Raw genomic sequence first — 25,160 nt, 5'->3', positions numbered from 1 at the left:
GACGGATGCAAGCGTCGCGCGCCGGGTTTGCCCGGCGCACGCCAATCTAACTGGGTCGGCGATTACTTGATCGTGGCGTGCACGGTGATGACCGAGGTGCCGGAGGCCTTCGGTCCCTGACCTGTGGCCTTGATGGCAAACGTATCGCTGCCCTTGTACTTGGCTTTCGCCCTGTACTCGAAGGTCGAGGCGTTGATCTTTTTCAATTTGCCATAGGCCGGCTTTTGCGAGATCGACGAGTCCGTCACCGTGCCGCGGATCCCGATCGGGATCTGGCAGCTTTCGCCTGCTGCGACGTCGATGTCGCCGGTCGAATTCTCGCCCCAATCCGCCAACGTCACCGACATCGAGCATTCCGGCACGGCCGGCGCCGCCGACGCCGGCGTGACACTTGATGCCGCGAGGATGAGCGCCAGGAAGGCTGCTCCCGACAATCGCGTCGTAACGATGCTCGTTCTCATGCAAGGCCCACTGCTGAAGGTTTTCGGCAACGGAATCCTGCAACGCCGGAGCAGGGGTGGCAAGGACTTCGGCTTGGATGTGTTGCACGGATTGAAATGGCCCGGGCACCTTGTTGCGCCGTTGCAGCGCGCCCATAGTTATCGCTCTGCGATGTGATCCGAACACAATCGTTCGCGAGACGAGAAAGGGTGCCAATGGCTGAAAGCAACGAGGGGCAGTCGAACGCCCGGCAGGCCGGGTTCACCGGCGTCACGCGCAAGACCCTCGAGCGACTGCAACTGCCCGGCGATCAGCGCGAGCTTGTCGTTGCCGAGGTCACCTATCCGCCCGGCGGGGTTGCTCCGCTGCACCGGCATCCGGTCGGCGGCGTGATCTTCATCGTCGAAGGTGTTGCCGAGTCCGCCTATGGCGACGAGGCACCGAGACAATATCGGGCAGGCGAGACCTTGCAGGATCGGGCCGATGTTCCGCACACGCTGTTTCGCAATTGCGACCCGGAACGGCCGCTGCGCTTTCTGACGATCTACGCGCTCGAACCCGGGCGCGCCTACACGATGGAGCCGTGAGGTTTGGGTGTTTCCGTGGGCTGTTCAGATCATCGCGAGCTTGATCTGGCCGCCTTCAATGGTCCCCGCCGCAAGGGCATCGCGAGCCATCTTTTCGAAGGTCGGCCAATTCGCGAGAAGATATTTGTGCGCCTGCATCTTCGTCGGGAATGTGGTTTGCAGGATGCAGTTCTGCCGCGCGTTTCCGTTCGCAATCTGAAAAGACACCGCTTGGGGTCCCTCATTGATCTCTTGTTCGGTAGGCTTGGGAAGCTTGCGCATGCTGCTCCTTCACGAAAATCTTCGCGCTCGTCGCGAATGGAATTCGGTCGTATCCCGGGGCGGGCGATCCGGTCGGGTGGTGCGCGGGACTTAATCGACGTCGGCGGCACCAGCCGCGGTCTTTTTGGCTTTTGCCGGGCGCTGCTTCGACGCCTGGTCCGGGCTCGGCGTGTTACGCACCGCCTCGGTCAGCATCTCGCGCAATTCGGCCTTGGTCTTGGGTGGTTCGCGCTTGCTCGGTTTTTGCCAGTTGGTCATTGACTTTATATGGGGATGCCCGAGGCAAAATGCTACCGCTCCCTCAAGCTTTCGGGTTTACCCCGGCCACCGGCGGCGGAACGGCCAGAAGGAAGCAAACCGATTCCACCAGGAGCTCATGTGCACGGTCGACGATATCGTCCAACGATCGCGTCTTCGCGAACATGGCCTGGGCTTCAGCCAACAACTGCTCGCGCGTCGGCATGCTGGGCAGATGCAAGTCGGCACGATGCTGCAACAGGAAAAGCGCGTCCCGCACCGACAATCCGGTTTCATGGACGGAGGATTTGATCGCCTGTGCGATGTATTCGGGATTGAAACGGCCGGCGAGCTGCTCGGCCGTCCGCTTGATCACGCGCGATCCCAGGCGTTGCTCGTTCTGGAGAACCTGGGTGGGCGGCGCCTTCAGATCCCAGACGATACCGAGCCAGGACAAGGCCACCAGAATATAATAGGTCGCGTCAATCTCCCACCAGCGGAAGCCCTGCCGCGCGCTGCTTTGATAGGCGTGGTGATTGTTGTGCCAACCCTCACCCATCGTAACCAGAGCCAGCAGCCAATTGTTGCGGGAGTCATCGCCCGTCACATATCGCTTGCGTCCGTGAACATGTGCGAGGGAGTTGATGCAAAACGTTGCGTGATAGACCAGCACGGTGCTCCAGAAGAAACCGACCAGGAGCCCCGGCCATCCGGCAACGAGAAAGCACAGAACTGCGACCACGACCGCCGGCAAAACCTCGAATTTGTGCAGCCACATCAACTCTGGATACGCGGCAAAGTCCGAAACTTTCGTCAGATCAGTTGCATCGTGCTGTCGATAGAAGATCCAGCCGAGATGACTGTACACGAGGCCCTCGTGCAGCGGTGAATGCACATCCTGCTCGGTATCCGAATGAAGGTGGTGATGCCGATGTTTCGCAGCCCACCAGAGGACGCTCTTCTGGGCGCTGCTTTGGGCCAGGAATGCGAGGATGAACTGAAACGTCCGGCTGGTCGAATAGGCTCGATGCGAGAAGTAGCGATGATACCCGGCCGTGATCGCAAACATGCGCAGCCAATACAGAGCGACGCAAATTGCAATCGCTGGCCATGAGACGCCCGACCAGATCGCCGCCAGACACCCCAAATGGACCAGCACGAACGGGAGCACCTGCGGGTACATGATGTCGTCGTGCTGCGGCGCTGGATCGATCTTGGTGGACACGCTCGCGACCTCAGCTGCTTCGATGCGCAGGCCGCTTCGCCGGCAGACGGTTCAAGTCCTGGTCCTGGCGGGCATTGCGCGCGGTGTTGATAAAGAGAACCCCGCGGCCGGGTGACCAGTCGCGGGGTCGCGTAACCAGAGGCTCTGCCAGTTCATCCGTGGTCAAAGCAGCATGGCTAATTGTCGCAGCTTACACCGCGCGGAGATTGTCCGCAGCAGATTTGCCGGTCCGGCGGTCTGCAACGATTTCAAAAGACACCTTCTGACCCTCGTTGAGGGAGCTCATGCCGGCGCGTTCGACGGCGCTGATATGAACGAAAACGTCCTGGCCGCCGTCGTCCGGCTGAATGAAGCCGAAACCCTTCTGGCCGTTAAACCACTTCACAGTTCCCAAGCTCATGGAACATCGTCCTTTAGTATAGATGCGTGTTTGGAGCCGCACCCGAGGGCGCAGCCGGCTAATTCGAAGTTCAGGGGGTGAGGGTCGTCAGTCAGGCACGCTATCAGCGGCGAGGCCAAGTCGTTCGGCCGAAACTCGATCCGAGATAGGTAGCTATGGTCCGGCCATTCCGCAAGTGGCGTTGCCCCTTTTCTGACCTCGACCGCTGCGCCCCCTCGGGCCGCGCGGCCTAATCCTTCGTCGCTGTCAGGCCGTCGACCATCGCGCGCGTCAAGGTCGAGATCTCGCTGCGCAGCGCGCCGATCGGTACCGCGATCAGCTTGTGTTCGAGCCCGAGCGCGACCATGCCATGCACGGCGGAGAACAGGCTGCGGGCGGTGACGCCGAGCTGTGCCGGCGAACGCTGCGGAAACAGTGCGGCGAGCGGCTTGTAGATGTGGCGGAACAGTTCCATCTGCTCGGTGATCGCCCATTCCGGCACCGGCTTGCCGGGCTGCATGCGATGCTCGAACAGCGCGCGCCACAGTTCGAGATTGTCGGCGGCGAAGTCGCAATAGGCGACCGCGATCCGGACCAGCATCTCGCGCGGCGCGGCCGCGCCGCGGATCTCGGCCAACGACAGCGAAGCATCGAGTCGGGCCAGCGTGCGTGAGCCGACGCGCAGAATCAGCTCATCGACATCCTCGACCAGATTGTAGACGCCGCCATTGGCGACTCCGATTTCCTGGGCCAGTTCGCGAGTTTTCAGGCCGCCGAGACCCTTTGCCGCAATTGCTCGTTCCGCCGCCTCGATCAGCGCTTCGCGCAGTTTTGCACGTCGTTCCAATGCTTTGGACATGTTTCACCCGTCGTTAACCGCATGTGTGAGCGTCGCTCAAATAATTCTTGAGCAATGCTCATTATGTGGTACAAGAGATTCATGAGCGATGCTCATAACAGGGAGTGGCCAAATGTTCAAAACTGTTTTGACGATTTTCCGCGGCAGCGTGGCGGCAGCCGAGGAGGAACTGCAAGATCGGACCGCGCTGGTCGTCCTCGACCAGCAGATGCGCGATGCTGCTGCCGCGGTCGACCGCTCGAAACGGACCCTGGCGCTGGCCATTGCCGGCGACCAGCAGGAGGGCCGGCGGCTTGAGGCGACCAATGCCCGGATCGCCGATCTCGAGATGCGGGCGTCGGCGGCGCTCGAAGGCGGCCGGGACGATCTCGCCCGCGAAGCCGCGCAGGCGATCGCCAACCTCGAAGCCGAACGCGACGCCGCGATGACCGCGCGCACGCTGTTCGCCACCGAGATCACCCGGCTGAAGCGTCACGTCGCCAATGCCGAGGCGCGCATTGCCGAGCTCGATCGCGGCCGGCGCCTCGCCCGTGCCTCGGAAGCGGTGCGTTCGCTGCGCCGAAGCGGCATCGAGGCGGCGCGCCCCTACGAGTCGACGCTGCCGGAAGCGGAAGCGACGCTGAAGCGGCTGCGCGAGCGGCAGATGGAGACCCAGGCGGCGGATGACGCGCTGTTCGAGATCGACACCGCCTCGGGCCCGCTCGCCACCGCCGAGAAGCTCGCCGAGCAGGGCTTTGGCCCGCGGATGAAATCGACCGCCGACGACGTGCTGGCGCGACTGAAAGCCAGGCGCCAGCCCCAAGCCTGAAACCTCAAGCCCGAGAACTCAAGCCTGAAACCTCGAGCCTGAAACCAAGCCAACTTCAAATCACCTATCATCAAGGAGCCGACCATGAACCAGACCATCCAACCCCACAGCGGCAGCTGGGTTGCCTTCACCTACGCATCCTTCGCAGCCTCTGCCTTCCTCGTCGCCGTCGGCGTGTTCTTCCTGCCGATCAGCATCTGGATGCAGGGCTATCTGACGATGGGCATCGTGATGCTGGTCCAGACCTGCATCACGATGACCAAGACGGTGCGCGACAATTACGAGAGCGGCAAGTTCGTGAACCGGATCGAGGACGCCAAGGCCGAGCGCCTGCTGATGGAAGTCTCCAAGGCGGCGTGAGAGGCCAGAGCCAGGACGAAGCGGCGGGTGGTTTTCACCCGCCGCTTTTGTTGGGAGGCGGGATCCTCCCGCGTCATTGCGAGGAGCTCGCGACAAAATTGCAAAGCAATTTTGCGCTGAAGCGACGAAGCAATCCATCGCGCCGCGTGCGCGGAAGGATGGATTGCTTCGCTTCGCTCGCAATGACGGGTGGATAGGTCGCAGGCCTCTTACGACCAACTTGTTCCGTTTCCGGAAGGCCTTGTTTACCCTGCGGCAAACCGCGCCAGGTTGTGCTCATGGCTCCTTAACAGGCCAAAGTGCAGAGATCGCGCCCGAGGGACAGAGAAATGGCGTCCACGGACAATCGCACCTCCGCTTCGCGCGGCAGCAGGAGCCTTGCCAAAGCGCGCGCGGCCTTTGACGGCCTGCGCAGCCATGGCGGCTTCTGGCTGAAGGCGCTGTCGCAGCCGACCATCGATCTTACCTTGCGCACCCAGGCCGGCCAGCGCACCCGCATTGTCGAATCGCCCGGCCTGTCGCTGCCCAAGGACGAACTCGACGCGCTGGTCGAGCAGCTGCGCATCGTTGCCGCCAAGACGCTGCCCGAGGAGAGCCTGACCTACGGCATCTTCTCCGGCGAGCCTGAGCGGCTGTCGCGCGCCATCATCACGCTGATCTCTGAGGAAGACACCGGGCGGCCGATCGCCTTCAACGCGCTGTCGGTGATGGACGTGCCGCTCGACGGCGAGCCCACTGAAGTGACCCATCTCGGCCTCGTCATGGTCGATCCCGATGTGCGCGGGCAGGGGCTGTCCTGGGTGCTCTACGGCCTGACCGCATTGGTGCTGTTCGCCCGCGACGGGCTGCGGCCGAAATGGATCTCCAACGTCACCCAGGTGCCGGCGGTGGTCGGCATGGTCAGCGACACCTTCTCGGACGTGTTCCCGTCGCCGCTGCCGGGGGCGCGGCAGAGCTTTGCGCATCTGCAACTCGCGCGCGGCATCATGGCAAGGCATCGCGCGGTGTTCGGCGTCGGCGAGGAGGCCGGCTTCGACGAGGCGCGCTCGGTCATCACCAATGCCTATACCGGCGGCTCGGATGCGCTGAAGAAGACCTTCGAGATTGCGCCGAAGCATCGCGATGCCGTCTACAACGCGTTTTGCGAGCGCGAGCTGGATTACGGCCGTGGCGACGATGTGCTGCAGATCGGCCGCGTCGATCTTGCCGGCGCGCGCCGCTATCTCATGAGCGAGGTGCCTTCGGGCTCATTGCCGGCGCTGCTCGCGGCGTCCGCAATGCTGGCATTGCAGCGGCTGGTGCTGCCGGTGGTCTACTGGATGGACGACACCCGCGCCTTCGGCACGCTGCGGCCACGCAGGCAGGACAAGGGGGCCGCGCGATGAATTTCGATTACTACTCCTTCACCGGCCGCAACATCGGCTTCATCGACGAGCACGAGCAGCAGCTGCTGCGCCGGGCGCGGGTGTTCGTCTGCGGCGTCGGCGGCATGGGCGGCGCCGCCTTCATGGCGCTGGCGCGCGCCGGTGTCGGCAAGTTCGTGATCGCCGACATCGATCGCTTCGAGGTCTCCAATCTCAATCGCCAGGTGTTCGCCTTCGCCGACGAGGTCGGCCGCGAGAAGGCGGCGGTCGCCGCCGAGGCCGCCAAACGCATCAACCCGACCATCGAGGTCGAGGTGCTCGGCGAGAACTGGACCAGTGCGCTCGCCGGCATTGCCGAACGCTGCCCGGTCATCGTCAACGGCATGGACGATATCGCCGCCGGCGTGCATCTGTACCGGACCGCCAAGCGCGCCGATGCAACCGTGATCGACGCCTATATGTCGCCGCTGCCGTCGGTGATCGTGGTGCGTCCGCACGATCCGCGGCCGGAGGCGCGCCTCGGCTTTCCGACGCTGGCCAAGGACTGGACTGAGATCACCGAGGACGACCGCCGCGCCGCGATGCGTGCCGAGATCGAGCACGTCATGCTGCATTCCTCGTCGCGCAACTATGTCGACCTCGCGATCGCCGGCGAAGTCGCGGCCGGCCGCCGCAGCCGGATGTCGTTCGCGCCGATGGTGATCTCGACCGGCATGCTGATGGCCTATGAGGCGGTCGCGCTGATCCTGGGCCGCACCTCCGGCACCGATTGCCGCGGCTGGTTCCTCAACCCGCATCGGCCCGCGATCGAGAAGCCGCGCAATGCGCTGGTCGCCGCCCTGATGCGTCCGCTGGTGCGGCGGGCGATCGATCAATTGACGGGCACCGCATGACCTCGGGGGTGATCGCCGATTCCATCGTCAATCTCTGCGGCGCCATCGGCGTCGCGGTGGCGATGATGACGTTCTACCGGCGCGATCCCAAGAGCCCGCTGACCCGCCGCCTGCTGCTCGCGCTCGGCGTGATCGCGACCCTGTTCCTCGACCGCGGTCTGGCGTGGTGGAGCGGAAGCTGGCTGCTCGATCGTCTCTCGGTGATCCCGGCCTCGCTGATTCCGCTCGGCGCGCTGATCGTCACCGAAGGCATCCTGCGCCGCCATGCGCCGCGCGCGGTCAAGATCGCGGCGCTTGGCGGGGGCATTCTGCTCGGCCTCGGCGGCACGTTCGGGCTGCAGCGCCTGGTGATGCCCTATGCGATCACGCTGGCGCTGTTCCAGCTGATTGGCTTTGCGACCTGCGCGCTGCTGCTGGCGACGCGCGACCGCGCCTCGCTGATGGCTTCGGAAAACCGCAGCATCGGCCGCATGGCGGTCGGGGCGCTGGTGGTAATCCCGTTCATTCTGACCGATTTCCGCACGCTGTTTCCCGACATTCCGGTCCGGCTCGGCGCGCTGGGGGCGCTGCTCACCGTCACCGTGATGCTGATCGCCGGCGGCGGCGCCGAGACGCGCCGGCACGGGCTCGCGATGACGGCGCTGCGGCTGATCTCTTCGGGGCTGCTCGGGCTCGCCGCGGCCTTCATGGCGCCTGACGTCGATGCCGCCCAGATGATCCGGTTCGTCGCGGTCGCGATCGCCGGCGTGCTGACCATCGGGCTGATGACCGACGCGCTGCGGGCGCTGTTCGAATCGCAGGAGCCCGGCGTGCTCAACTCGGTCGCGGCGTCGCCGGCGCAGACGCGGGAGCAGTTGATCGCCGAACTCGCACGGCATCCGATTTTCGAGAGCGCGCGGCGCTTCCGCGAAGACGAGCTCGGACCCTACGATCCGCCGTTGCTCCGCGACTTCCTGTCGAACAGGCGTGTGTTGCGCCGCTCCGAGGCGCCGTGGGGACTGGCACCGACCGACCCCGCCGCCGAGCGCATGGTCTCGCTGATGACCGCCAACAGCGCCTCCCATGTCATCGTGCTCGCGCATGATCCGCTCGACCTGATCGTGCTCGCCGTGCCGGTGACCGCTGCCGATCCAGCCACCGAAACCGCGCTGGCGCTGGTGCGGCGGCTGCTGGCGCTGACCCCGGAGGCCAAATGACGCTCGAGATCCGGGAGGGCGACCGCAGGGCGGCCTTCGACGCCGCGCTCAATGCCTATGGGCCCGACAGCCTCTACGTGCCGCCGCTGTGGAGCGATTTCGACCGGATGTTCGATGCCGCGAAGAATCCGTTCGTCACCGAAGGCCATGGCCGCTATGCCCTGTTCTCGGCGCATCGCGGCGGCCGCCCGGTCGGCCGCATCGCCGCCTCGATCCACGACGCCTCCAACCGCAAGCACGGCACGCGTCACGGCGCGTTCGGCTTCTTCGACTGTGTCGATGAGCCTGATGTGGCCGATGCGCTGTTGCGGACCGCCGAGGAGTGGCTGTCCGTGCGCGGCATGAGCCGCATTGCCGGCAATTTCAATCTCACGGCGATGCAGCAGATCGGGGTGATGACCGACGGCTTCGACCATGCGCCGTTCACCGACATGATGTGGTCGCCGCCGCATATCGCGCGCCACCTCGAACGCGCCGGCTATGCGGCGACCTTCCCGATGACGACGTTCGAGATCGCGCTCGACCGCGGCAAGCCGGAGCAGCTGCTCGGCGACAAGCAGCGCGCGGTGCTGGCGGATCCGGATTTCGTCTGGCAGCCGATCAAGCGCTCCGCCTTCAAGGTGCGGCTGGAGGATGCGCGGCTGATCCTCAATGACGGCTTTGCCGAGAACCCGATGTTCGTGCCGCCGACCGCCGCCGAATATCTGTTCCAGGCAGGTGACATGATGTGGATCATCGACAAGCGGATTTCGACCGTGGTCTATCACCGCGGCCGGCCCGCCGGCGCGATCATCGCAATCCCCGATCTCAACCCGCTGATCAAGGCGATCGGCGGCCGGATCGGGTTATCAGCGCCGTTCAAATTCGTGCAGCACCGCATCATGAACACGCGCGCGGTGCTGATCTATCAGTCGGTCTGCCGCGACCTGCACAATCGCGGCCTCAACGGCGCCATGCTCTACCGCACCGCGCTGGCGTTGCAGGAGGCCGGCTACCGCACGCTCGGCGGCACCTGGATCGCCGACATCAATGCTCCGTCGCTGCGCCAGGTCGAGAAGGCCGGTGCCACGCCGCTGCACCGGCTGCATCTGTTCACCAAGAGGCTGGCAGCGGCATGAGCGAGCTGACGCCGGATTTGCTGCGCGAGCTGGTCGCGGAGGCGCGGCTGGCGCCGAGCGTCCACAACATCCAGCCGACCCGCTGGCGTTTGCTTGGCGACGGGCGGCTGGCGCTGGTCGACGCGACCTGGGTGCGCGCGCCGGTCGCGGATCCCGCCGGACACGACGTGCTTGTGTCGCACGGCGCGGCACTGGAGGGCATGAGCCTCGCGCTCAACCGCCGCGGCCTCGCAATCACGGCTATGACCACGATCGAGCAGCCGCTGTCGCCGCAATTTACCGCGCTCTGCAGCTTTGCGATCAGGCAAGGTGTCGCGTCCGATCCGTTGGCCGGCCATGTGGCGCACCGGATGTCGTGGCGCGGCAAGTTTGCGGCGTCGCCGGATCAGGCTGCGCCGCTGGTCCAACTCGCCGTCGCGCGCGACGATTTGATCTGCATTGGGGATCGCCGGACGATTGCCGATATCGGCGGCTGGGCCGACCAGGCCGAGTTCTCCTTTGTCCGCGGCGACGACTATCGGGCCGAGCTGCTCGAATGGATGCGGCTGTCACCCAGCCACCCGCATTTTCTGCTCGATGGTCTCAATCGCGATGCGCTTGCCATGAGCGCGGTCGAGGCCACCGTCGCGCGCTACCTGCTCGGCGGCCTGTTCAAGCCGCTCGATCGTCTCGGCCTCGCCGCATCGCTGCTGTCAGACAGCGCCAAGACCGCTTCGGCCGCGGCGATCGTCCTGTTCTGTCGTCCGGTCGGTGAGGATCCACTCACGACGGGGCGGCATTTCTACCGCAGCTGGCTGGAGATCGATCGCGCCGGGCTGGTGGCATGCCCGATCTCGGCGCTGGCCGATCACCCTGACTTCAACGACCGGCTGCGCAAGCTCGGCAGGATCGGCACCGATCTGCGCCTCGTCAACGTGTTCCGCATCGGCTGGCCCTCCAAGCCGCTGGAACCGCGGCATTTCCGGCTGCCGGTCGATCGGCTCATCGTCTAGAGCGTTTTCGAGCGAAGTGGACACCGGTTCGCGTGAAGAAAACGCGTCAAAACAAGAATCTAGAGCTTCGGTTCTGATTCAATCAGAACCGAAAATGCTCTAGGCGCTGACAGATAAGGTGCGATATCCGCTGTCAAAGCTTCATGCGGTCGTGCTATGACGCCGCCCGCTAACCAAAGACCGGTGGAGATGATGTCGAAGCAATCGCTGCGCGAGGAGGCCGAGCGCCTGATCCGCGAGACCATGGAAAAGCGGAACCTGGTCGTCAAGCAGGGTACGACCAGGATCGAGGCCGTCTGCGGCAAATGCGGCGCGCCGAACCGGGTGCAGGCGGAAAAGGGTCAGTCCCGCGTCAAGTTCACCTGCAAGAATTGCGACCATAAGCAGGAAACGCTGTAAGCGCGTGCGTGGCCTGCAGGGTGGGTTAGCTGACCCATCCTCCGATTCTGTTTGTACCTTCATCCCCGCGCAAAGGCTTCGCCTTTGTCGCTGGAGGTGCGAGCGGAGCGAGCCTCGAAGGATGCACGGCCCGGCCGGTGGCCGTCGATCCTTCGAGACGCGCAAGAGCGCGCTCCTCAGGATGACGGTGATATCCTTGTAGTGGCGTAGGATGGGTGGAGCGCAGCGATACCCATCAATTGCATCGATGCGGCGAGATGATGGGTATCGCTGCGCTCCACCCATCCTACGAGCTACTTGAACGCCTCGCAGACCGTGGTGTGATCCGGCGCGATCCGGGCCGTGGTCCGCAGCGAGACATTGCGCCACCAGGCGTCCAGCGCGTGGCGGTCGCAGGCGAGCTTCACGCTCATCCCGCCGGCGAATTTGATCCAGTCGGCAAAGCTTTGGCGTGAGACCGCGATCACGACGGGAATATCGGTGTCGAGCGCGCGCTCGATCACGAAGCCAAGGCCCTTGCCGTCGCGTTCCCGCTTGCCGAAGCGGTTGACGATGACGAGATCGGCGCCTTCAGCGAGCGCGTCGGCAATGCGGACGCCGGCGTCCTGCAGCCGCGACAGATCGAGCTTGCAGCCGCTCGAACCAGAACTTGTAGTACTCGGAGCCGGCGGCTGCGCCAGCGGCAGCGTCTCGCCGCTATGCACCAGCACCGCCGACAGGCTGGAATCCGCGCATTGGCCTGATTGCACCATGCCGACCACGCGCGCGCCATGCGCCTTCAGGTTGCCGGCGAAGTCGCGCAAGATGGCGTCGGGATCGTCCTTGTCGTCATAGACCAGGGCGGCAAGGTCGCATTGGGCATCGAACATGATGGACTCTGTTCGTTGTGGAGGAGGGAGGCGGCCGCGGCGCCAAGGGGAGCCAAGGCGTCGCGGCCGCGTGTTTTCGGATCAGGCGGCCGGCGGGCCGTTGATGATCTGCAGCTGGGTGAATTCGGCGAGACCTTCCTCGGCGAATTCGGTGCCGATGCCCGACTGCTTGGCGCCGCCGAATGGGATGTTCGGGGCCATGTCGAGGTGCTTGTTGATCCACACCGTGCCGGCCTCGATCTGGGTCGCGATCTCATGCGCCCGCTTGATGTCGGATGACCAGACCGATGCGCCGAGGCCGTAGGTGGTGGCGTTTGCGCGGCGGATCACATCGTCCTTGTCGGAGTACTTGATCACCGGCAGCACGGGACCGAACTGCTCCTCGTCGACCAGCTTGGAGCCTTCCTTGATGTCGCGCACGATGGTCGGCTCGATGAAATAGCCGGGGCGGTCCATTGCGGCGCCACCGGCGATCACGTTGCCGTTCTTGCGGGCGTCGTCGAGGAACGCCTTGACCTTCTCGTACTGCATCTTGTTCTGCAGCGGGCCGAGTTTTGTGCCCTGCTTGGAGCCGTCATCGACGACGGTGTTCTTCGCAATGGCGACCAGCTCGTTGCAGATCTCGTCATAGACGGATTCGTGCACGTAGAGCCGCTTGATGGCGAGGCAGACCTGGCCGGAGTTCTGGAACGCGCCCTCGAAGATGCCGGGCGCCACCTTCTTCGGATCGACGTCGTCGAGCACGATGCCGGCGTCGTTGCCGCCGAGCTCGAGCGTGATCCGCTTCAACGTCTGCGACGCGCTCGCCATCACCTTCTGGCCGGTTGCGGTCGAGCCGGTGAAGGAGATCTTGCGGATATCAGGGTGCTTGGTCATGTGGTCGCCGAGATCATTGGCGTCGGCGATGAAGTTGAGCACGCCCTTCGGCAGGATGTCCTTGACCAGCTCGGCAAAGCGCAGCGAAGCCAGCGGCGTGGTGGGCGCAGGCTTCACCACCAGGGTGTTGCCGGCGAGCAGTGCCGACGGCAGCTTGAATGCCAGGATCAGCAGCGGATAGTTCCAGGGAATGATCGCGCCGACCACGCCGAGCGGGCGGCGATAGGCCTCGACCTTGCGGTCGCCGGAATTCTCGACCACGCGCATCGGCAGATCGAGCGAGCCGAGGTAGCGGAAGAAGCCCGCCATGCCCATGACTTCGCCGGTGGCATCCGCGAGCGGCTTGCCCTGTTCGCTGGTCAGGATGTGCGCGAGCTCGTTGGTATTGGCCTCGATCGCCTCGGCCATCTTGATGATGAGCTTGCGGCGCTCGTCCATCGGCGTGGCGGCCCATGCCGGGTAGGCGGCCTTCGCGGCGGCGACGGCCTTGTCGAGCTGCTCCCTGGAGGCGCGGGGGCATTGCGCCACCACCTCTTCGGTCGCCGGATTGAGCACCGGCATGGTCTGGTCGCCGGGTACCATCTTGCCGTCGATGAGAAGCTTGTAATCACTCATAGGCTTTGCTCTCCCTGGTCAAACGGGCCCTTCGCGGACCTCGCTATATCCTGTCATATATCACGATTGTAGCGGGTGGGCCACGGCCAAAGAGGGGCCCCCAATAACGGCTGGACGGCGGCCGTCCGAGCGATATATCTTTACGAATATAACGAAGGAATGATCCGGAGTGCCGGTATGCAGATCGAAACCCAGGAGCTCACCACCTGCGAAGTCGCGCCCGACGGCTGCGCGATTTCGCTGGGATTCGTCGACGGCAAGGGTGAGCCCGCAACCATCCGCCTGTCGATCAACCAGGTCGGCGCGCTGGTCATGACGCTGCCCGGACTGATCAGCAAGGCGCTGCAGACGCGTTTCGGCGATCAGAGCCTGCGCTACGCCTATCCGCTGGATTCATGGGTGCTCGAGCAGTCGACCGATCCGAGCCATGGCATGATGACGCTGAAGACATCGGACGGCTTCAGCGTCTGCTTCTCGATCCCGCGCGCGCAGCAGAGCGAGCTCGGCGAGGCGCTGGTGGCGCAGCCGGCGACGCCGGTGCGGGTGCGGGCGAATTGAGAGTTCGTAGGATGGGTGGAGCGAAGCGATACCCATCAAACAGCGGGCCGCAGGAGAGAGGATGGGTTTCGCTTCGCTCTACCCATCCTACGATTCCCTGCCTCCTACTTCCCCTTCACGAACGCGTCGCCGAAATCCGGATGCCAGCGCGACAGCGGCGGGCGGTTCTCGACGATGTCGCCGGCGGCCCACGGGATGCGGCGCCGTCGATCGCACGCAGATGCCTTGTCAAACTCCGTCCAGAATAGCCAGGCTGCCGCGCGTGCTCTTGAGCCTAAGACCAATTATCTTCTGGTAGGCGGCCGAGTCGTACCAGCGCTCAGCGGATTCTCGTGACGGAAATTCAACGACCACTGTGCCGGGATGCTCCCACTGGCCTTCCAGCACTGTCGCCTTGCCACCAGCAGCGAGAAACAGTCCCCCAAACGGCGCGGCCGTGTCCCCTACCTGCTTTCGATAATCTGCAAACATCGATTCGTCGTGAACCGTCAGCGTTACAATCAGGTAGGCTTTCATCTGAAACCCCTCATGCTCAACTGGTCGCCAGGCAAATGCTCAACATGCGACGCATACTCGCCGCATGACTAAGCCGCGCTCTGCGCATGTTGCCCCGCGGCGTTCCGCGCTTCGATAGCCTTGACAGAGTTTTCGAAGGCCCTCTCCAGCACGCGCCTGCCGATCGTTCCGAGTACGAGACCGAGCATTCGTCCCTTCAAGTTCTTGCCTTCCCGAATGACGACCACGTCAACATCGGTCGTGCCATTTGGCTGACGCGTGAAGGTGTAGGTGTGGCTCGACGCCCCGCCCCAGACGTTGGAGTCGGTGGTCGTTAGAACCACGCGGTTGAGATCGGACCAATCGTAGTGCAGGCGTTCCCAAATCCCGCCGGAGCCCTCCGTGACGTCGGCTGCCGTGTGACTCCGGCGATGCACCTTGAGATACTCATCGGCACTATTGCCAAAAAGCTTCGAACGTCCCGGTCCGAAATTGGTAAGCCCTCCGACGTATTGCTCGGGCGTCAACGTGGTTCTCTGATGGAGGTGAATCGTGGACATGTGTCGCTCCTTGTTGACAGCTTTCTGATGCCCTTCGCGACGACTCGAAGGACCAGGAAAGCGCCCGGTTCGCGCTAAGAGTTGGAGACGAGAGGTTCGGGAGCCTTGCCCGCTTCCAGCGTAGCCCCGGCCCGAAAGATCTCGATATTTTCGGCAAGCCATTGCGGCAGCGTTCTCGGCGACTTGCCGGTCAATATTTCGACAGTCGACGTGGTCTCTCCGAGAGCGGATTCGCGAAACATCTGGTCCAGCCCGACCAGCAAATCGGCGACCAGTGGCGGGAGGCCGTCAGCCAGCAGCGCGGCTCGCTGTTCGTCAGTCGACCGATGGTTGTAGACGACCGGGTTGCCGAGCAGGCTCGACAGCTGCTCGGCAACCTGCTGCATGGTCCAGGCCCGTGTCCCGGTCAGATGATAGGCGCGCTGCGACTCCGGGCTGAATTCCTCGAGCAACGCCACGCGTGCCACGTCGGCGACGTCACGGGTATCGATGAAGTTCACGCGCCCCTCGCCAGCCGCGCCCGCCCAGAAGCCGGCGGCGATTTGGCCAGCCGCGCGCTTGAGGATGTCGACGTATGCCGAGGGCCGCAAGACGGTCGACGCCACCGGCTGCTGAGCCAGATGTGCCTCGATTTGCATATGCCAGGCAAAAGGATTGAGGCGAGATGCCGGCCCCAAGGCGGAGAGTTTGACAACATGGCGGACGCCGGCAGCTACGGCGGCGTCGATCAGCGCGATCTCGTTCGCCACCTGCTGTGACGACGTACCATGCGAAACGAACAGCCGATCGGCGCCACGAAGCGCGCTCTGAAGCGTATCCGGTTGATCGAAATCGACCGCGGCGATGCTCGCACCCTTGGGCAGTTGCGGCGCATCGGGCCGCCGGGTCAGCACCGTGATATCGACCGGATCGGAAGCGAGGAGGCTGGCCAGCGTCGAGCCGACGCGACCCGTGGCACCGGCTATGGCGATCCGCGGCTTGTGCGACACCGGTTGGATTTTCTTGGACATAGCGAAGTCTCCCTTGTATCCTGGAACGATCGATCCAACATACATGGAACGATCGTTCCAAGATGTCAAGCGGGGTGTTGATGAGCGGCAAGCCGCAATTCGATGAAGTTGCCGTGATCGCTGCGGCAATCGAGGTTTTCTGGCGCAACGGCTATGCGGCCGCTGCCATCAGCGATCTGACGGAGGCCACGGGCTTGTCGCGCTCCAGCCTCTATCAGCGATTCCAGGACAAGGACGGCCTGTTCCGGGAAGCCCTCGCAGCTTATACGCAGCGCGTCTTGCGGCGCATGAACTCTGCCAAGGCTGATACCGCGCGCGGGCGACTGAGCGCGTTGCTGCGCGCGTTTTTGCCGGACAGGTCCCGGCCCGGGGGCTGCCTGATCGGGCGAAGCTGTGCCGAGATCTCGGCACTATCCAAAGCAGGACAGGCCGCCACACTGGCAGCAGCGGCACGTCAGCGTGACGTTTTGGCAAGCCTTCTGCGTGAAGGCGTGGTGGCGGGTGAGCTGCCCGAGGATGCCGACATCGATGCAATGGCTTGGTATTATCTCGGTGTGCTGCAGGCCGTATTGAATTTCCCGCAAGTGGGTGGCGATCCGAGCATGCTCGATCGCATGATCGACGTCGCCATGTCGGTTTGGCCCGGCACTCGTCTCAGCGGCTCATGACGTCAGTGCAAGCCAACGGGCCGCGCGAACGCGCGCCCGATGACAGGCTTCGTCGCCTCGCTCTCCGCAATGACGGTGTAACTACTTCCCCTTCACGAACGCGGCGAACACATCGCCGAAATCCGGATGCCAGCGCGACAGCGGCGGCCGGTTCTCGACGATATCGCCGGCGGCCCACAGGATGCGGCGTTCGTCGAGTGCGCGCGGCACGTCGTTGTCGGGGCACAGGATATAGAAATCGCCGGCTGCGAGGTGCTCGATCATGAAGTCGACGGTCTGCTCCGATGTCCAGGCGCCGGCCGGCTTCTCGGTGCGGCCGCGCGCGGTCAGCCCGGTAAAGACAAAACCCGGGATCAGGAGATGCGCCGTGATCTTGCAGCCGTCGGTGTTGCGCAGCTCGTGCTGCAGCGCCTCGGTGAACGCCTTCACGCCGGCCTTGGAGACATTGTAGGCGGGATCGCCCGGCGGCGTGGTGATGCCCTGCTTGGAGCCGGTGTTGATGATCAGTCCCGGCCGGCCGCGCTTGATCATGTTGGGCGCGAACGCCTGCGTGCCGTTGATGACGCCCCACAGATTGACGCCAAGGATGCGTTGCCAATTGTCCGCCGGCCCGAACATCGCGCTGCCGGGCTGGATGCCGGCATTGTTCATCAGGATGTCGGTGCCGCCGAACCTTTTCGCGACGGCGGCCTCAAGGCTTGCGACCTCGTCGGCGCGGCTGACGTCGACCGCAGCCGTCATGATGTCTGCGGCGCCGCCGGGTGCGGCAGATGAGAGTTTTGCAGCAGCCGCCTTCAGCCTGTCATCGCCGAGATCGGCAATGCAGACCTTCATGCCGGCTTCGGCAAACCGCGTCGCTGCGGCAAGCCCGATGCCGGATGCGCCTCCGGTGATCACGGCAACATGATTGGCTGATATCACGGGGTGGGGCATCGTCGGTCTCCGGACACATCTGTGGCTGAGGTTCTAAACCTATCATACTGCACGCACCACGCAGGTGCATGGGAGGGTTTCATGCGCGCCACCCTCGACAACGCTTGCCTCGCTTTACGGTTTCGTGCCCGCGCTGTAGAATCGTCGATATAACGCTTCCAAAACACCTCAGCCGACATTTTACAGGGAGTGCAAACATGGCTGTTTCGCAGGCTATTCCGATCACGCGCCATCCTTATGCCGATGGCTCCTACAAGAAGATGCTGATTGACGGCAAATGGGTCGACGCCGCCTCCGGCAAGAAATTCGAAACCCATAACCCCGCCACCGGTGAATTGCTCGCGTCCGTCGCTGAGGGCGATGCCGAGGACATCAATCGTGCGGTTGCGGCCGCGCGCCGCGCGTTCGAAGGGCCCTGGAGCAAGGTGAAGCCGTTCGAGCGGCAGAACCTGCTGCTCAAGCTCGCCGAACTGGTCGAAGCCAATTTCGAGGAACTGTCCCAGCTCGATACGCTCGACATGGGCGCGCCGATCAGCCGCACCCGCGGCAACCGGCTGCGCGCCCTCGGCATGCTGCGCTACTATGCCGGCCAGGCCACCGCGATCCACGGCGAGACCATCGAGAACTCGCTGCCCGGCGAGATATTCTCCTACACGCTGAAGGAGCCGATCGGCGTGGTCGGTGCGATCATCCCCTGGAACGGTCCGCTGACCGCCTCGATCTGGAAGATCGGCCCGGCGATCGCGACCGGCTGCACCGTGGTGCTGAAGCCGGCCGAGGAATCGCCGCTGACCTCGCTGCGCATCGGCGAGCTCTGCATGGAGGCCGGCATTCCGCCCGGCGTCGTCAACGTCGTGCCGGGCTACGGCGAGACCGCGGGCGCCGCGCTCGCTTCCCACCCCGATGTCGACAAGGTCGCCTTCACCGGTTCGCACGTCACGGGACAATCGATCATCCGCGCCTCGGCCGGCAACCTCAAGCGCGTCTCGCTCGAGCTCGGCGGCAAGTCGCCGGACATCGTGTTCGCCGACGCCGATCTCGACGCCGCGGTGCCGGGAGCTGCGATGGCGGTGTTCGCCAATTCCGGCCAGATCTGCAGCGCCGGCACGCGGCTGTTCGTCGAGCAGAAGGTCTATGACGAATTCGTCGGCCGCGTCGCCGAGTTCGGCAAGAAGCTGCAGGTCGGCAACGGCCTCGACCCCAACACCCAGATCGGGCCGCTGGTGTCGCAGCAGCAGATGGACCGCGTCTCCGGCTATCTCGACATCGGCCAGAAGGAAGGCGCCAAGGCGCTGGCCGGCGGCGGCCGCCTCACCGAGGGCGCGCTGTCGAAGGGCTATTTCGTGCAGCCGACCGTGTTTGCCAATGTGCAGGACAACATGCGCATCGCGCAGGAGGAGATCTTCGGCCCGGTGATCTCGGCGATCTCGTTCAAGGATCCGGACGAGCTGATCAAGCGCGCCAATGCCACCACCTTCGGCCTTGGCTCGGGTGTCTGGACCACCAATGTCAGCAAGGCGCACCAGGTCGCCAAGGCGCTGCGCGCCGGTTCGGTCTGGGTCAATTGCTACCAGGCGATGGATCCGGCGGTGCCGTTCGGCGGCTACAAGATGAGCGGCTATGGCCGCGAGTCCGGCAAGCAGCACGTCGAGGAATATCTCAACGTCAAGGCGGTCTGGATCAAGACGGGCTAGGTGGTGCTGCTTACCTCTCCCCGCTTGCGGGGAGAGGTCGCCGCGCTCTTGCGCGGCGGGTGAGGGGGTACACGTCTCGACGTTCGGCGTGCTCGCGGAAGGAAGCGCGGACCCCAACGCTGTCAGCGCTAGCTTCGCTCGTCCCGGTGCAAGAGCGGGGCGACGGAGCACGTACGTTCGGTGGTGCTGCAGGCATACTCAACGAGTGCGGGGCAAGCGCGAATTGTATTGGGTAAACCTGCAATAGATTATAGCGTGCAGCGCCATCCGAAGTATATTCTCCGCCAATTCCGGATTTGAACGCGCCGTGATTTCATGAATCCTGAGATTCCGCTCATTCCTCCCGTTCCGCAAGGGTTATTGGACGCAGCGCAGCGCGGCAAGTTGATCCCCTTCGTAGGCGCAGGTGCTTCCGTACTGGCTGGGTGCCCCTCCTGGGGCGCTCTTGCGGATGGCGCCTTAAGAGCCTGCATCAAGGCTGAAAAATTCAATCACGGACAATATGAGCAAATTCGCAATCTTCTGCCCCGTATGAAATTGTCGATCGCGCGCGCGATTGAAGCCGACCATATGCATCGCCAAGCAGACGCAGCTACCAACTCTTAGCGTCTAACGGGGTCTTCGACGGCGCTCTATCGGCCAAGCCTGAAGACCAACACGGGCGCGATCGTGTGATCGAGTGGGTTTCTCTCGCCTATCTGTGGGATGACGAAGAGCTTGATTCTCCGATCATCAAAAAGGTTTTCGCTGGCGGGGCGAGCGATCTAGAAACGATGGCCGAGTTCTTTTGGTCCGTTCGTGGCGATAAGCTGACCGAAAAGCAACGGCTAAAGGTGCTTGGATTCTGGGATCGCTGTCTGGTCTGGGTGCGGTCGCAAGCGAAGACGCCTACGCAGCTTATGGCCCGCTTGAGCCGCCTAAGTCCCTACCTGACAACGCTTGATGATGAAGGGAAGCGATTGCTGCTTGCGGTCGTGCCGTATGTTCACAACGACTATGCAACCGATCAAATGGTCGAGGAGATTGCGCGCCTTACCGACAGTAATCCGCCCGCCGCGGCTGAGATACTGGAGCGCATGCTTGAAGCGGGCGCACCGTCATACGACATTGACAACAAGCTAAGGGAACTCATCGAGAGACTTGCGGCGTTCGGCTTGCGCGATGCGGCTATTCGGTGCGCGGAAAAATTGCGCAAGATGCTTCCTGGCATGCTTGATCTCTATAAGAGACTTGGGGCTTCAAATTAATCGAATTTAAGATGCGATGACCCCGCCCGCCGTTTGCGTTTACCGGTAGGGCCGTCGCCTATGCACTCGATCCCTCCACAGACTCGTCATGCCCGGCCTTGTGCCGGGCATCCACGTCTTGGTTTCCACGTAAAAAAGACGTGGATGGCCGGGACAAGCCCGGCCATGACGATGTGGAAACGGCAGCGCCGAGCTCTTCGCTGCCATATGCGATTGCCCTACCGCATGTGGGGAGAGGCATAGGCCGCCTTTGGCGGCCGTCCATAAAATCGACGTCGAAGCTAAGCTTCGGCTATGTTGCATCGCCAGATGCAATCCGGGTGAGGGTACAGGTCTCAATCCTAGGCTCGCTCGCGGAGGGAAGCCCCTCACGCCAACGCCTGCATGATTTCTGAATACTAGAAAAATATCCCTGATTTGCCCGACGTGTCAAGTTGCCTTGTCGAACGCCGGCCGCCGCCGGCTACTTTGCATGGGGTTGTTTTCGATATTTTCGCAACGCGCCATTGCGACGGCCGCCGATTCCAGCGTTTACCGCCCCGCAGCCTTCTTCGGCTTGCCGATGTCGCTGCGCAGCGCTTCGAGGTCCTTGCGCACGGCGGTCGCCGCATCGCGCTCGATCTTGCGGTAGCGCGCCACCAAGGAGAGGCCGAACGGGGTCAGCACCGCGCCGCCGCCATTCTTGCCGCCGGTCTGGCGTTCCACCGCCGCCTGCCGGCAGATGCGGTTGATCTCGTCGACCAGGTCCCAGGCGCGCTTGTAGCTCATGTCCATGGCGCGGCCGGCGGCGGAGATCGAGCCGCATTCCTTGATCCGCTCGAGCAGCAGGATCTTGCCCGGTCCGATGCGGTCTTCGGCATCGAGATCGATCCGGACGCTCAACGAGGGGAGCGACGTGGCGCTCGTTTTCGACATGGCAAGCCTGCTTGTCTGTTCGCTAGATTGCCACTACCTGCTTTTGCGAACAAGATGAACCCGTGACATAACGGGCATGGTCCGGAAAAGTGGTAACCGGCTTTCCGGGGCGGATCATGCCCACTCTATAACGGAAACCACATAAGAATATTTGGGGTAGGCATGAGTTCTCCATCGCTGTTTTCGCCGCTCAAGGTCGGTCCCTATGAGCTGAAGCATCGCGTCGTGATGGCGCCGTTGACGCGGATGCGGGCGGCGCGGCCGAGCCTCGCGCCGCGGCCGATGAACGCGGAATATTACGCGCAGCGCGCCACGCCCGGCGGCCTGCTGATCGCGGAAGCCTCGCCGGTGGTCGCGACCGGCTTCGGCAATCCCGGCGTTCCCGGCATCTATAGCGAGGCCCAGATCGCGGGCTGGCGCGAGGTGGTGGATGCCGTGCACGCCAAGGGCGGGTTGATTTTCCTGCAGCTCTGGCACGTCGGCCGCGTTTCGCATTCCTCGTTCCAGCCGGATGGCGCGCTGCCGGTGGCGCCGTCGGCAGTCGCGATCCCCCCCGAATTCAAGTGCATGACGGCGGACGGCAAGGTGGTCGACTACGAGACGCCGCGTGCGCTCGAGACCCATGAAGTCGCCGTGATGGTCGAGGCCTACCGGCAGGGCGCGAGGAACGCGCTCGCCGCCGGCTTCGACGGTGTCGAGATTCACGGCGCCAATGGCTATCTGATCGAGCAGTTCCTGCAATCGCGCAGCAATCTGCGGACCGACCAGTATGGCGGCTCGATCGAGAACCGCGTCCGCTTCCTGATCGAAGTGACGCAGGCGGTGACCGAGGTCTGGGGCGCCAACCGCGTCGGCGTACGGCTCTCGCCCTACGGCATTGCCAATGGCAGCGGCGAGGCCGACCCGATGCCGCTCTACAGCCACGCCATCAAGGCGCTGGACAGGTTCGGGCTCGCCTATCTGCATTTCATCGAGCCGCGCGCCTCGGGCACCGGCCGCGCCGAGGTCGACTGGCAGAACGTGCCGTCCGCGATGGTGCTGTACCGTCCGATGTGGAGCGGTGTCCTGATATCAGCCGGCAACTTCGTCGGCGACAGCGCGCAGAGCGCGGTCGCCGAAGGTCATGCCGATGCGATCGCGTTCGGCCGCTATTTCATCTCCAACCCGGATTTGCCGCGCCGACTGCAGCGCGGCTATCCGCTGACCAAGTACAACCGCGCGACCTTCTATGCCGGCGAGGAGAAGGGCTACACGGATTATCCCGTCCACGACGAGATGGCGCAGGCGTAAGCGTAGCCGCACGTTGTTTTCGTAGCCCGGATGAGCGAAGCGACATCCGGGGCCGAACATGACGCTGTTCCCGGATATCGCTTCGCTCATCCGGGCTACGATGGCTCGGCCAGCAATACCGGGAGACCCCGATGTTTCCGGACGACGAGTTCGAGCCGACGAAGAAGCCCAAGCCGGTGGCGCTGGCAAAGCCTGCGGCCGGCCAGTGCCTGTGCGGCAAGGTGCGGTTCGAGATCGACGTACCGGCGCGCTGGGCCTGGCACGATCATACCGCCGCGAGCCGCCGCGCCCATGGCGCGGTTTATGCGACCTATGTCGGTAGCTGGAAGAAGCGCTTCCGCATCACGCAGGGCGAAAGCGAGCTCTCGCGCTACGAGGACGCGAAAAGCAAGACCGCGCGCAGCTTCTGCGCCAATTGCGGCACGCCCGTCATCTACGAGCGCGCGCGGTCACCGCACATGGTGAATATCCCGCGCGCGCTGTTTTCGGGGCGCACCGGCCGGCAGCCGCTCTACCACATCGCGATCGAGGAATTGCAGGAATGGGCCTACACAGGCGAGCCGCTGGTGCCGCTGAAGGGCTATCCCGGCGTGGTCTGGCAGCGTTCGAAAAAGAAGAAGCGCAGCGAGCGCGAGGGGATGTTCTAGGACAGCAAGTCGCGCGGGTCAGCTTTCGGAGCAAGGCGTCGCACCAAGACGCGGGCTACGTCAGTGCTTCACGTAGATGACCTCGTCCGTTCCTGCGTATTCCTCGGTCCACCCTCTCTTGTCGACGAGGAACCGTTTCAGAGGTTCGTGCGCCTTCACCCAGAGCACCGTGTCGATCTTGTACTTGGCGAGCACGGTGTCCCAGGCGGCCTCATCGATCTCCCATTTGATCAGACTGAAATAGTCGCGCAGCAACTCGTCGGGATAGGCGGTGGCCGACCGGCCATCGATGAACACCGGCACCGCACCACGTGTGTAGAAGATCAGGAGCCCGCCGACATTCCAGTGGTTCAGCAGCCGTGCGTGCGGAAAATGGCTTTGAAGATAGCGCGCATCCTTCTCCGAGAGCAGCTGCGGAAGCGCGAGAGCCGGTTTGACGACCATCAGCGTCAGCGGCACCGCGCACATTGCAACGATGCCGGCAACCAGCAACGAGCCTTGGACCTTGAGATCGTTCAGTCGTTTGGGCAGCAGCCGGTCGATGTGAAGCGCCAGCGGCATCGTTGCGAACATGAAGAAGAACGACATGTAGCGGTACTGATAGAATCCCAGCAGCAGGAACAGCCAGGACAGCAGCCGCGACTCCAGAGGTGCGGGCGAAGCGGCCGGGTGGCGGAGCTCGAACGCCGCAAATACGGCGATGAAGACGATGCCGGGAATGCTTCCGGGCACGGTGAAGTTCGCGGAATAAGACCACCACTCGGTGATGTGCGCCTGCGCAAAATGGCCCAGCGTGGTCGTGACGCCGTCGTAGATGTGCCAGCCAAGCGGATTGATCAGGATTGCGACAAGGCAGCCGGCAGCTGCGAAACCATAGATTCTAAGACCTGCCCAGTCCCGCCTGAGCACGGAGGCGGCGCCGAAAATGCCGATGATGAAAAGCCCGAGCACGAAGCCGCCATGCAGATTGGCCCAAAGCACCATCATCACCGGCAGCAAGAACCATCTGGTTCGCTTCAGGCACTCTGCGTAGAAAACGACGCAGAACAACATGGTCGGGGTGTTCGGCGAAGCGGCGAGATAGGAATTCGGCGCGGTCACGAACGCCGGGTAAAGCATGCAGGCGGAGAGAACGGAAATGCCGACCGCAAGTGTCGAGGCGCCGCTGCGCAGGCAGATCGATGCAAGATATCCGGTGATGACGGCGCCACATGCAACGACCGACAGCGTGAGACCGATATACCCCGTGTATTGAAACACCACGCTGGCGATCACGTCCCAGAGCCAGGACAGATTGTACCATTGCCTGTCGCCGAGGGTGAATGACCATGGATCCTGAAAGGGGACGTTGCCGCGCTCCCTGATCAGGTCTCCGGCGGCGAGGTGCCATCCGAGATCAAGGTGGCCGAGCAGGAGCGGCCCGTTCGACAGGTAGTACACGGACGTGACCGCGATCAGGAAGACATAGAGTCCCGGCTTCTCGCGCCCGATCGTTCCCGGTCCTCTATCGAGCCTGGTTCCGTTCCAGGCCGCCAGCGCGTCCATGACTGAACCCCCGCGATCGAATCGAGCCAACTGCGGGCCCTGCATGCTTTTCTGTGTGCTTGATGAAGGCAAACCATCGTGGCTTTAGGGCACTCTCGCTAAAGTAGCGTTAAAGTCGG

Annotated in this window: 30 protein-coding genes and 1 pseudogene; 16 read left to right on the top strand and 15 right to left on the bottom strand. The window is 63.6% G+C overall.

Annotated elements, in window-relative coordinates:
* Positions 1 to 62 precede the first annotated feature (62 nt).
* Positions 63 to 461: a hypothetical protein gene (locus tag ACVIGB_RS24680; protein WP_244549789.1), complete on the bottom strand. Its 399-nt coding sequence runs from the start codon at positions 459 to 461 to the stop codon at positions 63 to 65.
* Between the two features lie 195 nt (positions 462 to 656).
* Between ACVIGB_RS24680 and ACVIGB_RS24675 the strand changes: the two genes are divergently transcribed.
* A complete protein-coding gene (locus ACVIGB_RS24675; protein WP_456720684.1) occupies positions 657 to 1,028 on the top strand; it encodes a cupin domain-containing protein in 372 nt (123 codons plus the stop codon).
* 24 nt (positions 1,029 to 1,052) lie between these two features.
* Here the strand turns inward: ACVIGB_RS24675 and ACVIGB_RS24670 are convergent, their stop codons facing one another.
* The 5 genes from ACVIGB_RS24670 to ACVIGB_RS24650 all read right to left on the bottom strand — a co-directional run bounded on the left by ACVIGB_RS24670 (position 1,053) and on the right by ACVIGB_RS24650 (position 3,989).
* A complete protein-coding gene (locus ACVIGB_RS24670) occupies positions 1,053 to 1,289 on the bottom strand; it encodes a hypothetical protein (protein WP_092123912.1) in 237 nt (78 codons plus the stop codon).
* A 90-nt stretch (positions 1,290 to 1,379) separates the two neighbouring features.
* On the bottom strand, positions 1,380 to 1,547 hold the full coding sequence (locus tag ACVIGB_RS24665; protein ID WP_456720685.1) for a hypothetical protein: 168 nt from the start codon (positions 1,545 to 1,547) through the stop codon (positions 1,380 to 1,382).
* Between the two features lie 43 nt (positions 1,548 to 1,590).
* The gene (locus tag ACVIGB_RS24660; RefSeq protein WP_456725084.1) at positions 1,591 to 2,709 is read right to left on the bottom strand and encodes an acyl-CoA desaturase; all 1,119 of its coding nucleotides are present in this window, start codon (positions 2,707 to 2,709) and stop codon (positions 1,591 to 1,593) included.
* Positions 2,710 to 2,941: 232 nt separating this feature from the next.
* On the bottom strand, positions 2,942 to 3,151 hold the full coding sequence (locus ACVIGB_RS24655; protein WP_092123914.1) for a cold-shock protein: 210 nt from the start codon (positions 3,149 to 3,151) through the stop codon (positions 2,942 to 2,944).
* 229 nt (positions 3,152 to 3,380) lie between these two features.
* Positions 3,381 to 3,989, bottom strand: coding sequence for a TetR/AcrR family transcriptional regulator (locus ACVIGB_RS24650; protein WP_456720686.1), 609 nt, complete (start codon positions 3,987 to 3,989; stop codon positions 3,381 to 3,383).
* A gap of 112 nt (positions 3,990 to 4,101) precedes the next feature.
* On the opposite strand from ACVIGB_RS24650, the gene ACVIGB_RS24645 reads away from it, so the two are divergent.
* The 8 genes from ACVIGB_RS24645 (at position 4,102) to ACVIGB_RS24610 (ending at position 11,119) form a co-directional block, all read left to right on the top strand.
* The gene (locus tag ACVIGB_RS24645) at positions 4,102 to 4,797 is read left to right on the top strand and encodes a PspA/IM30 family protein (RefSeq protein WP_456720687.1); all 696 of its coding nucleotides are present in this window, start codon (positions 4,102 to 4,104) and stop codon (positions 4,795 to 4,797) included.
* Between the two features lie 84 nt (positions 4,798 to 4,881).
* A complete protein-coding gene (locus ACVIGB_RS24640) occupies positions 4,882 to 5,157 on the top strand; it encodes a YiaA/YiaB family inner membrane protein (RefSeq protein ID WP_456720688.1) in 276 nt (91 codons plus the stop codon).
* 329 nt (positions 5,158 to 5,486) lie between these two features.
* Positions 5,487 to 6,542 carry a hypothetical protein gene (locus ACVIGB_RS24635; RefSeq protein ID WP_456720689.1) on the top strand — a complete coding sequence of 352 codons (1,056 nt, stop codon included), beginning with the start codon at positions 5,487 to 5,489 and terminating at the stop codon, positions 6,540 to 6,542.
* Entirely contained in the window at positions 6,539 to 7,414 is an 876-nt protein-coding gene (locus ACVIGB_RS24630; RefSeq protein ID WP_456720690.1) for a HesA/MoeB/ThiF family protein, read from the top strand. Before ACVIGB_RS24635 ends, ACVIGB_RS24630 begins: the two co-directional genes overlap by 4 nt.
* On the top strand, positions 7,411 to 8,610 hold the full coding sequence (locus tag ACVIGB_RS24625; protein ID WP_456720691.1) for a hypothetical protein: 1,200 nt from the start codon (positions 7,411 to 7,413) through the stop codon (positions 8,608 to 8,610). Before ACVIGB_RS24630 ends, ACVIGB_RS24625 begins: the two co-directional genes overlap by 4 nt.
* Positions 8,607 to 9,728 (top strand): GNAT family N-acetyltransferase, encoded by a 1,122-nt coding sequence (locus tag ACVIGB_RS24620; protein WP_456720692.1) that lies wholly within the window; start codon positions 8,607 to 8,609, stop codon positions 9,726 to 9,728. Before ACVIGB_RS24625 ends, ACVIGB_RS24620 begins: the two co-directional genes overlap by 4 nt.
* Positions 9,725 to 10,720: a hypothetical protein gene (locus ACVIGB_RS24615; protein WP_456720693.1), complete on the top strand. Its 996-nt coding sequence runs from the start codon at positions 9,725 to 9,727 to the stop codon at positions 10,718 to 10,720. The genes ACVIGB_RS24620 and ACVIGB_RS24615 overlap by 4 nt, the downstream gene beginning before the upstream one ends.
* A 192-nt stretch (positions 10,721 to 10,912) precedes the next feature.
* Positions 10,913 to 11,119: a hypothetical protein gene (locus ACVIGB_RS24610; RefSeq protein WP_028332951.1), complete on the top strand. Its 207-nt coding sequence runs from the start codon at positions 10,913 to 10,915 to the stop codon at positions 11,117 to 11,119.
* Between the two features lie 293 nt (positions 11,120 to 11,412).
* On the opposite strand, the gene ACVIGB_RS24605 is transcribed toward ACVIGB_RS24610, so the two are convergent.
* Positions 11,413 to 11,988 carry a DUF2478 domain-containing protein gene (locus ACVIGB_RS24605; protein ID WP_456720694.1) on the bottom strand — a complete coding sequence of 192 codons (576 nt, stop codon included), beginning with the start codon at positions 11,986 to 11,988 and terminating at the stop codon, positions 11,413 to 11,415.
* Positions 11,989 to 12,069: 81 nt separating this feature from the next.
* On the bottom strand, positions 12,070 to 13,479 hold the full coding sequence (locus ACVIGB_RS24600; RefSeq protein WP_456720695.1) for an aldehyde dehydrogenase family protein: 1,410 nt from the start codon (positions 13,477 to 13,479) through the stop codon (positions 12,070 to 12,072).
* 177 nt (positions 13,480 to 13,656) lie between these two features.
* Between ACVIGB_RS24600 and ACVIGB_RS24595 the strand changes: the two genes are divergently transcribed.
* Positions 13,657 to 14,037 carry a hypothetical protein gene (locus tag ACVIGB_RS24595; RefSeq protein ID WP_456720696.1) on the top strand — a complete coding sequence of 127 codons (381 nt, stop codon included), beginning with the start codon at positions 13,657 to 13,659 and terminating at the stop codon, positions 14,035 to 14,037.
* A 104-nt stretch (positions 14,038 to 14,141) separates the two neighbouring features.
* Here the strand turns inward: ACVIGB_RS24595 and ACVIGB_RS24590 are convergent.
* The 4 genes and pseudogenes from ACVIGB_RS24590 to ACVIGB_RS24575 all read right to left on the bottom strand — a co-directional run.
* Positions 14,142 to 14,240, bottom strand: a pseudogene (locus tag ACVIGB_RS24590) (short-chain dehydrogenase); the annotation flags it as partial.
* A 25-nt stretch (positions 14,241 to 14,265) separates the two neighbouring features.
* Positions 14,266 to 14,553, bottom strand: a complete 288-nt coding sequence (locus ACVIGB_RS24585) for a DUF1330 domain-containing protein (RefSeq protein WP_456720697.1) — start codon at positions 14,551 to 14,553, stop codon at positions 14,266 to 14,268.
* Positions 14,554 to 14,621: 68 nt separating this feature from the next.
* A complete protein-coding gene (locus tag ACVIGB_RS24580) occupies positions 14,622 to 15,092 on the bottom strand; it encodes a hypothetical protein (RefSeq protein ID WP_456720698.1) in 471 nt (156 codons plus the stop codon).
* A 74-nt stretch (positions 15,093 to 15,166) separates the two neighbouring features.
* Positions 15,167 to 16,102, bottom strand: a complete 936-nt coding sequence (locus ACVIGB_RS24575; RefSeq protein ID WP_456720699.1) for an NmrA family NAD(P)-binding protein — start codon at positions 16,100 to 16,102, stop codon at positions 15,167 to 15,169.
* Positions 16,103 to 16,182: 80 nt separating this feature from the next.
* Between ACVIGB_RS24575 and ACVIGB_RS24570 the strand changes: the two genes are divergently transcribed.
* Entirely contained in the window at positions 16,183 to 16,770 is a 588-nt protein-coding gene (locus ACVIGB_RS24570; protein ID WP_456720700.1) for a TetR/AcrR family transcriptional regulator, read from the top strand.
* A gap of 81 nt (positions 16,771 to 16,851) precedes the next feature.
* On the opposite strand, the gene ACVIGB_RS24565 is transcribed toward ACVIGB_RS24570, so the two are convergent.
* The gene (locus tag ACVIGB_RS24565; RefSeq protein WP_456720701.1) at positions 16,852 to 17,703 is read right to left on the bottom strand and encodes an SDR family NAD(P)-dependent oxidoreductase; all 852 of its coding nucleotides are present in this window, start codon (positions 17,701 to 17,703) and stop codon (positions 16,852 to 16,854) included.
* 197 nt (positions 17,704 to 17,900) lie between these two features.
* On the opposite strand from ACVIGB_RS24565, the gene ACVIGB_RS24560 reads away from it, so the two are divergent.
* The 3 genes from ACVIGB_RS24560 to ACVIGB_RS24550 all read left to right on the top strand — a co-directional run bounded on the left by ACVIGB_RS24560 (position 17,901) and on the right by ACVIGB_RS24550 (position 20,644).
* On the top strand, positions 17,901 to 19,397 hold the full coding sequence (locus ACVIGB_RS24560) for an aldehyde dehydrogenase family protein (protein WP_456720702.1): 1,497 nt from the start codon (positions 17,901 to 17,903) through the stop codon (positions 19,395 to 19,397).
* Positions 19,398 to 19,712: 315 nt separating this feature from the next.
* The gene (locus ACVIGB_RS24555; protein WP_456720703.1) at positions 19,713 to 20,003 is read left to right on the top strand and encodes a hypothetical protein; all 291 of its coding nucleotides are present in this window, start codon (positions 19,713 to 19,715) and stop codon (positions 20,001 to 20,003) included.
* Positions 20,004 to 20,068: 65 nt separating this feature from the next.
* A complete protein-coding gene (locus ACVIGB_RS24550; RefSeq protein WP_456720704.1) occupies positions 20,069 to 20,644 on the top strand; it encodes a hypothetical protein in 576 nt (191 codons plus the stop codon).
* A gap of 531 nt (positions 20,645 to 21,175) precedes the next feature.
* Here ACVIGB_RS24550 and ACVIGB_RS24545 read toward each other — a convergent pair.
* The gene (locus tag ACVIGB_RS24545) at positions 21,176 to 21,559 is read right to left on the bottom strand and encodes a winged helix-turn-helix domain-containing protein (RefSeq protein ID WP_092123946.1); all 384 of its coding nucleotides are present in this window, start codon (positions 21,557 to 21,559) and stop codon (positions 21,176 to 21,178) included.
* Between the two features lie 162 nt (positions 21,560 to 21,721).
* Between ACVIGB_RS24545 and ACVIGB_RS24540 the strand changes: the two genes are divergently transcribed.
* Both ACVIGB_RS24540 and ACVIGB_RS24535 read left to right on the top strand, forming a co-directional pair.
* The gene (locus tag ACVIGB_RS24540; RefSeq protein WP_456720705.1) at positions 21,722 to 22,849 is read left to right on the top strand and encodes an alkene reductase; all 1,128 of its coding nucleotides are present in this window, start codon (positions 21,722 to 21,724) and stop codon (positions 22,847 to 22,849) included.
* A 131-nt stretch (positions 22,850 to 22,980) separates the two neighbouring features.
* Positions 22,981 to 23,496, top strand: coding sequence for a GFA family protein (locus tag ACVIGB_RS24535; RefSeq protein ID WP_229167228.1), 516 nt, complete (start codon positions 22,981 to 22,983; stop codon positions 23,494 to 23,496).
* Positions 23,497 to 23,556: 60 nt separating this feature from the next.
* Here the strand turns inward: ACVIGB_RS24535 and ACVIGB_RS24530 are convergent, their stop codons facing one another.
* Complete coding sequence (locus ACVIGB_RS24530) at positions 23,557 to 25,041, bottom strand: hypothetical protein (protein WP_456720706.1); 1,485 nt, start codon at positions 25,039 to 25,041, stop codon at positions 23,557 to 23,559.
* Positions 25,042 to 25,160: the final 119 nt, after the last annotated feature.

Source organism: Bradyrhizobium sp. USDA 4341, from assembly GCF_054063755.1.
Note: the sequence above shows the minus strand (reverse complement) of the source record. Positions and strands in the feature narration are given on the sequence as shown.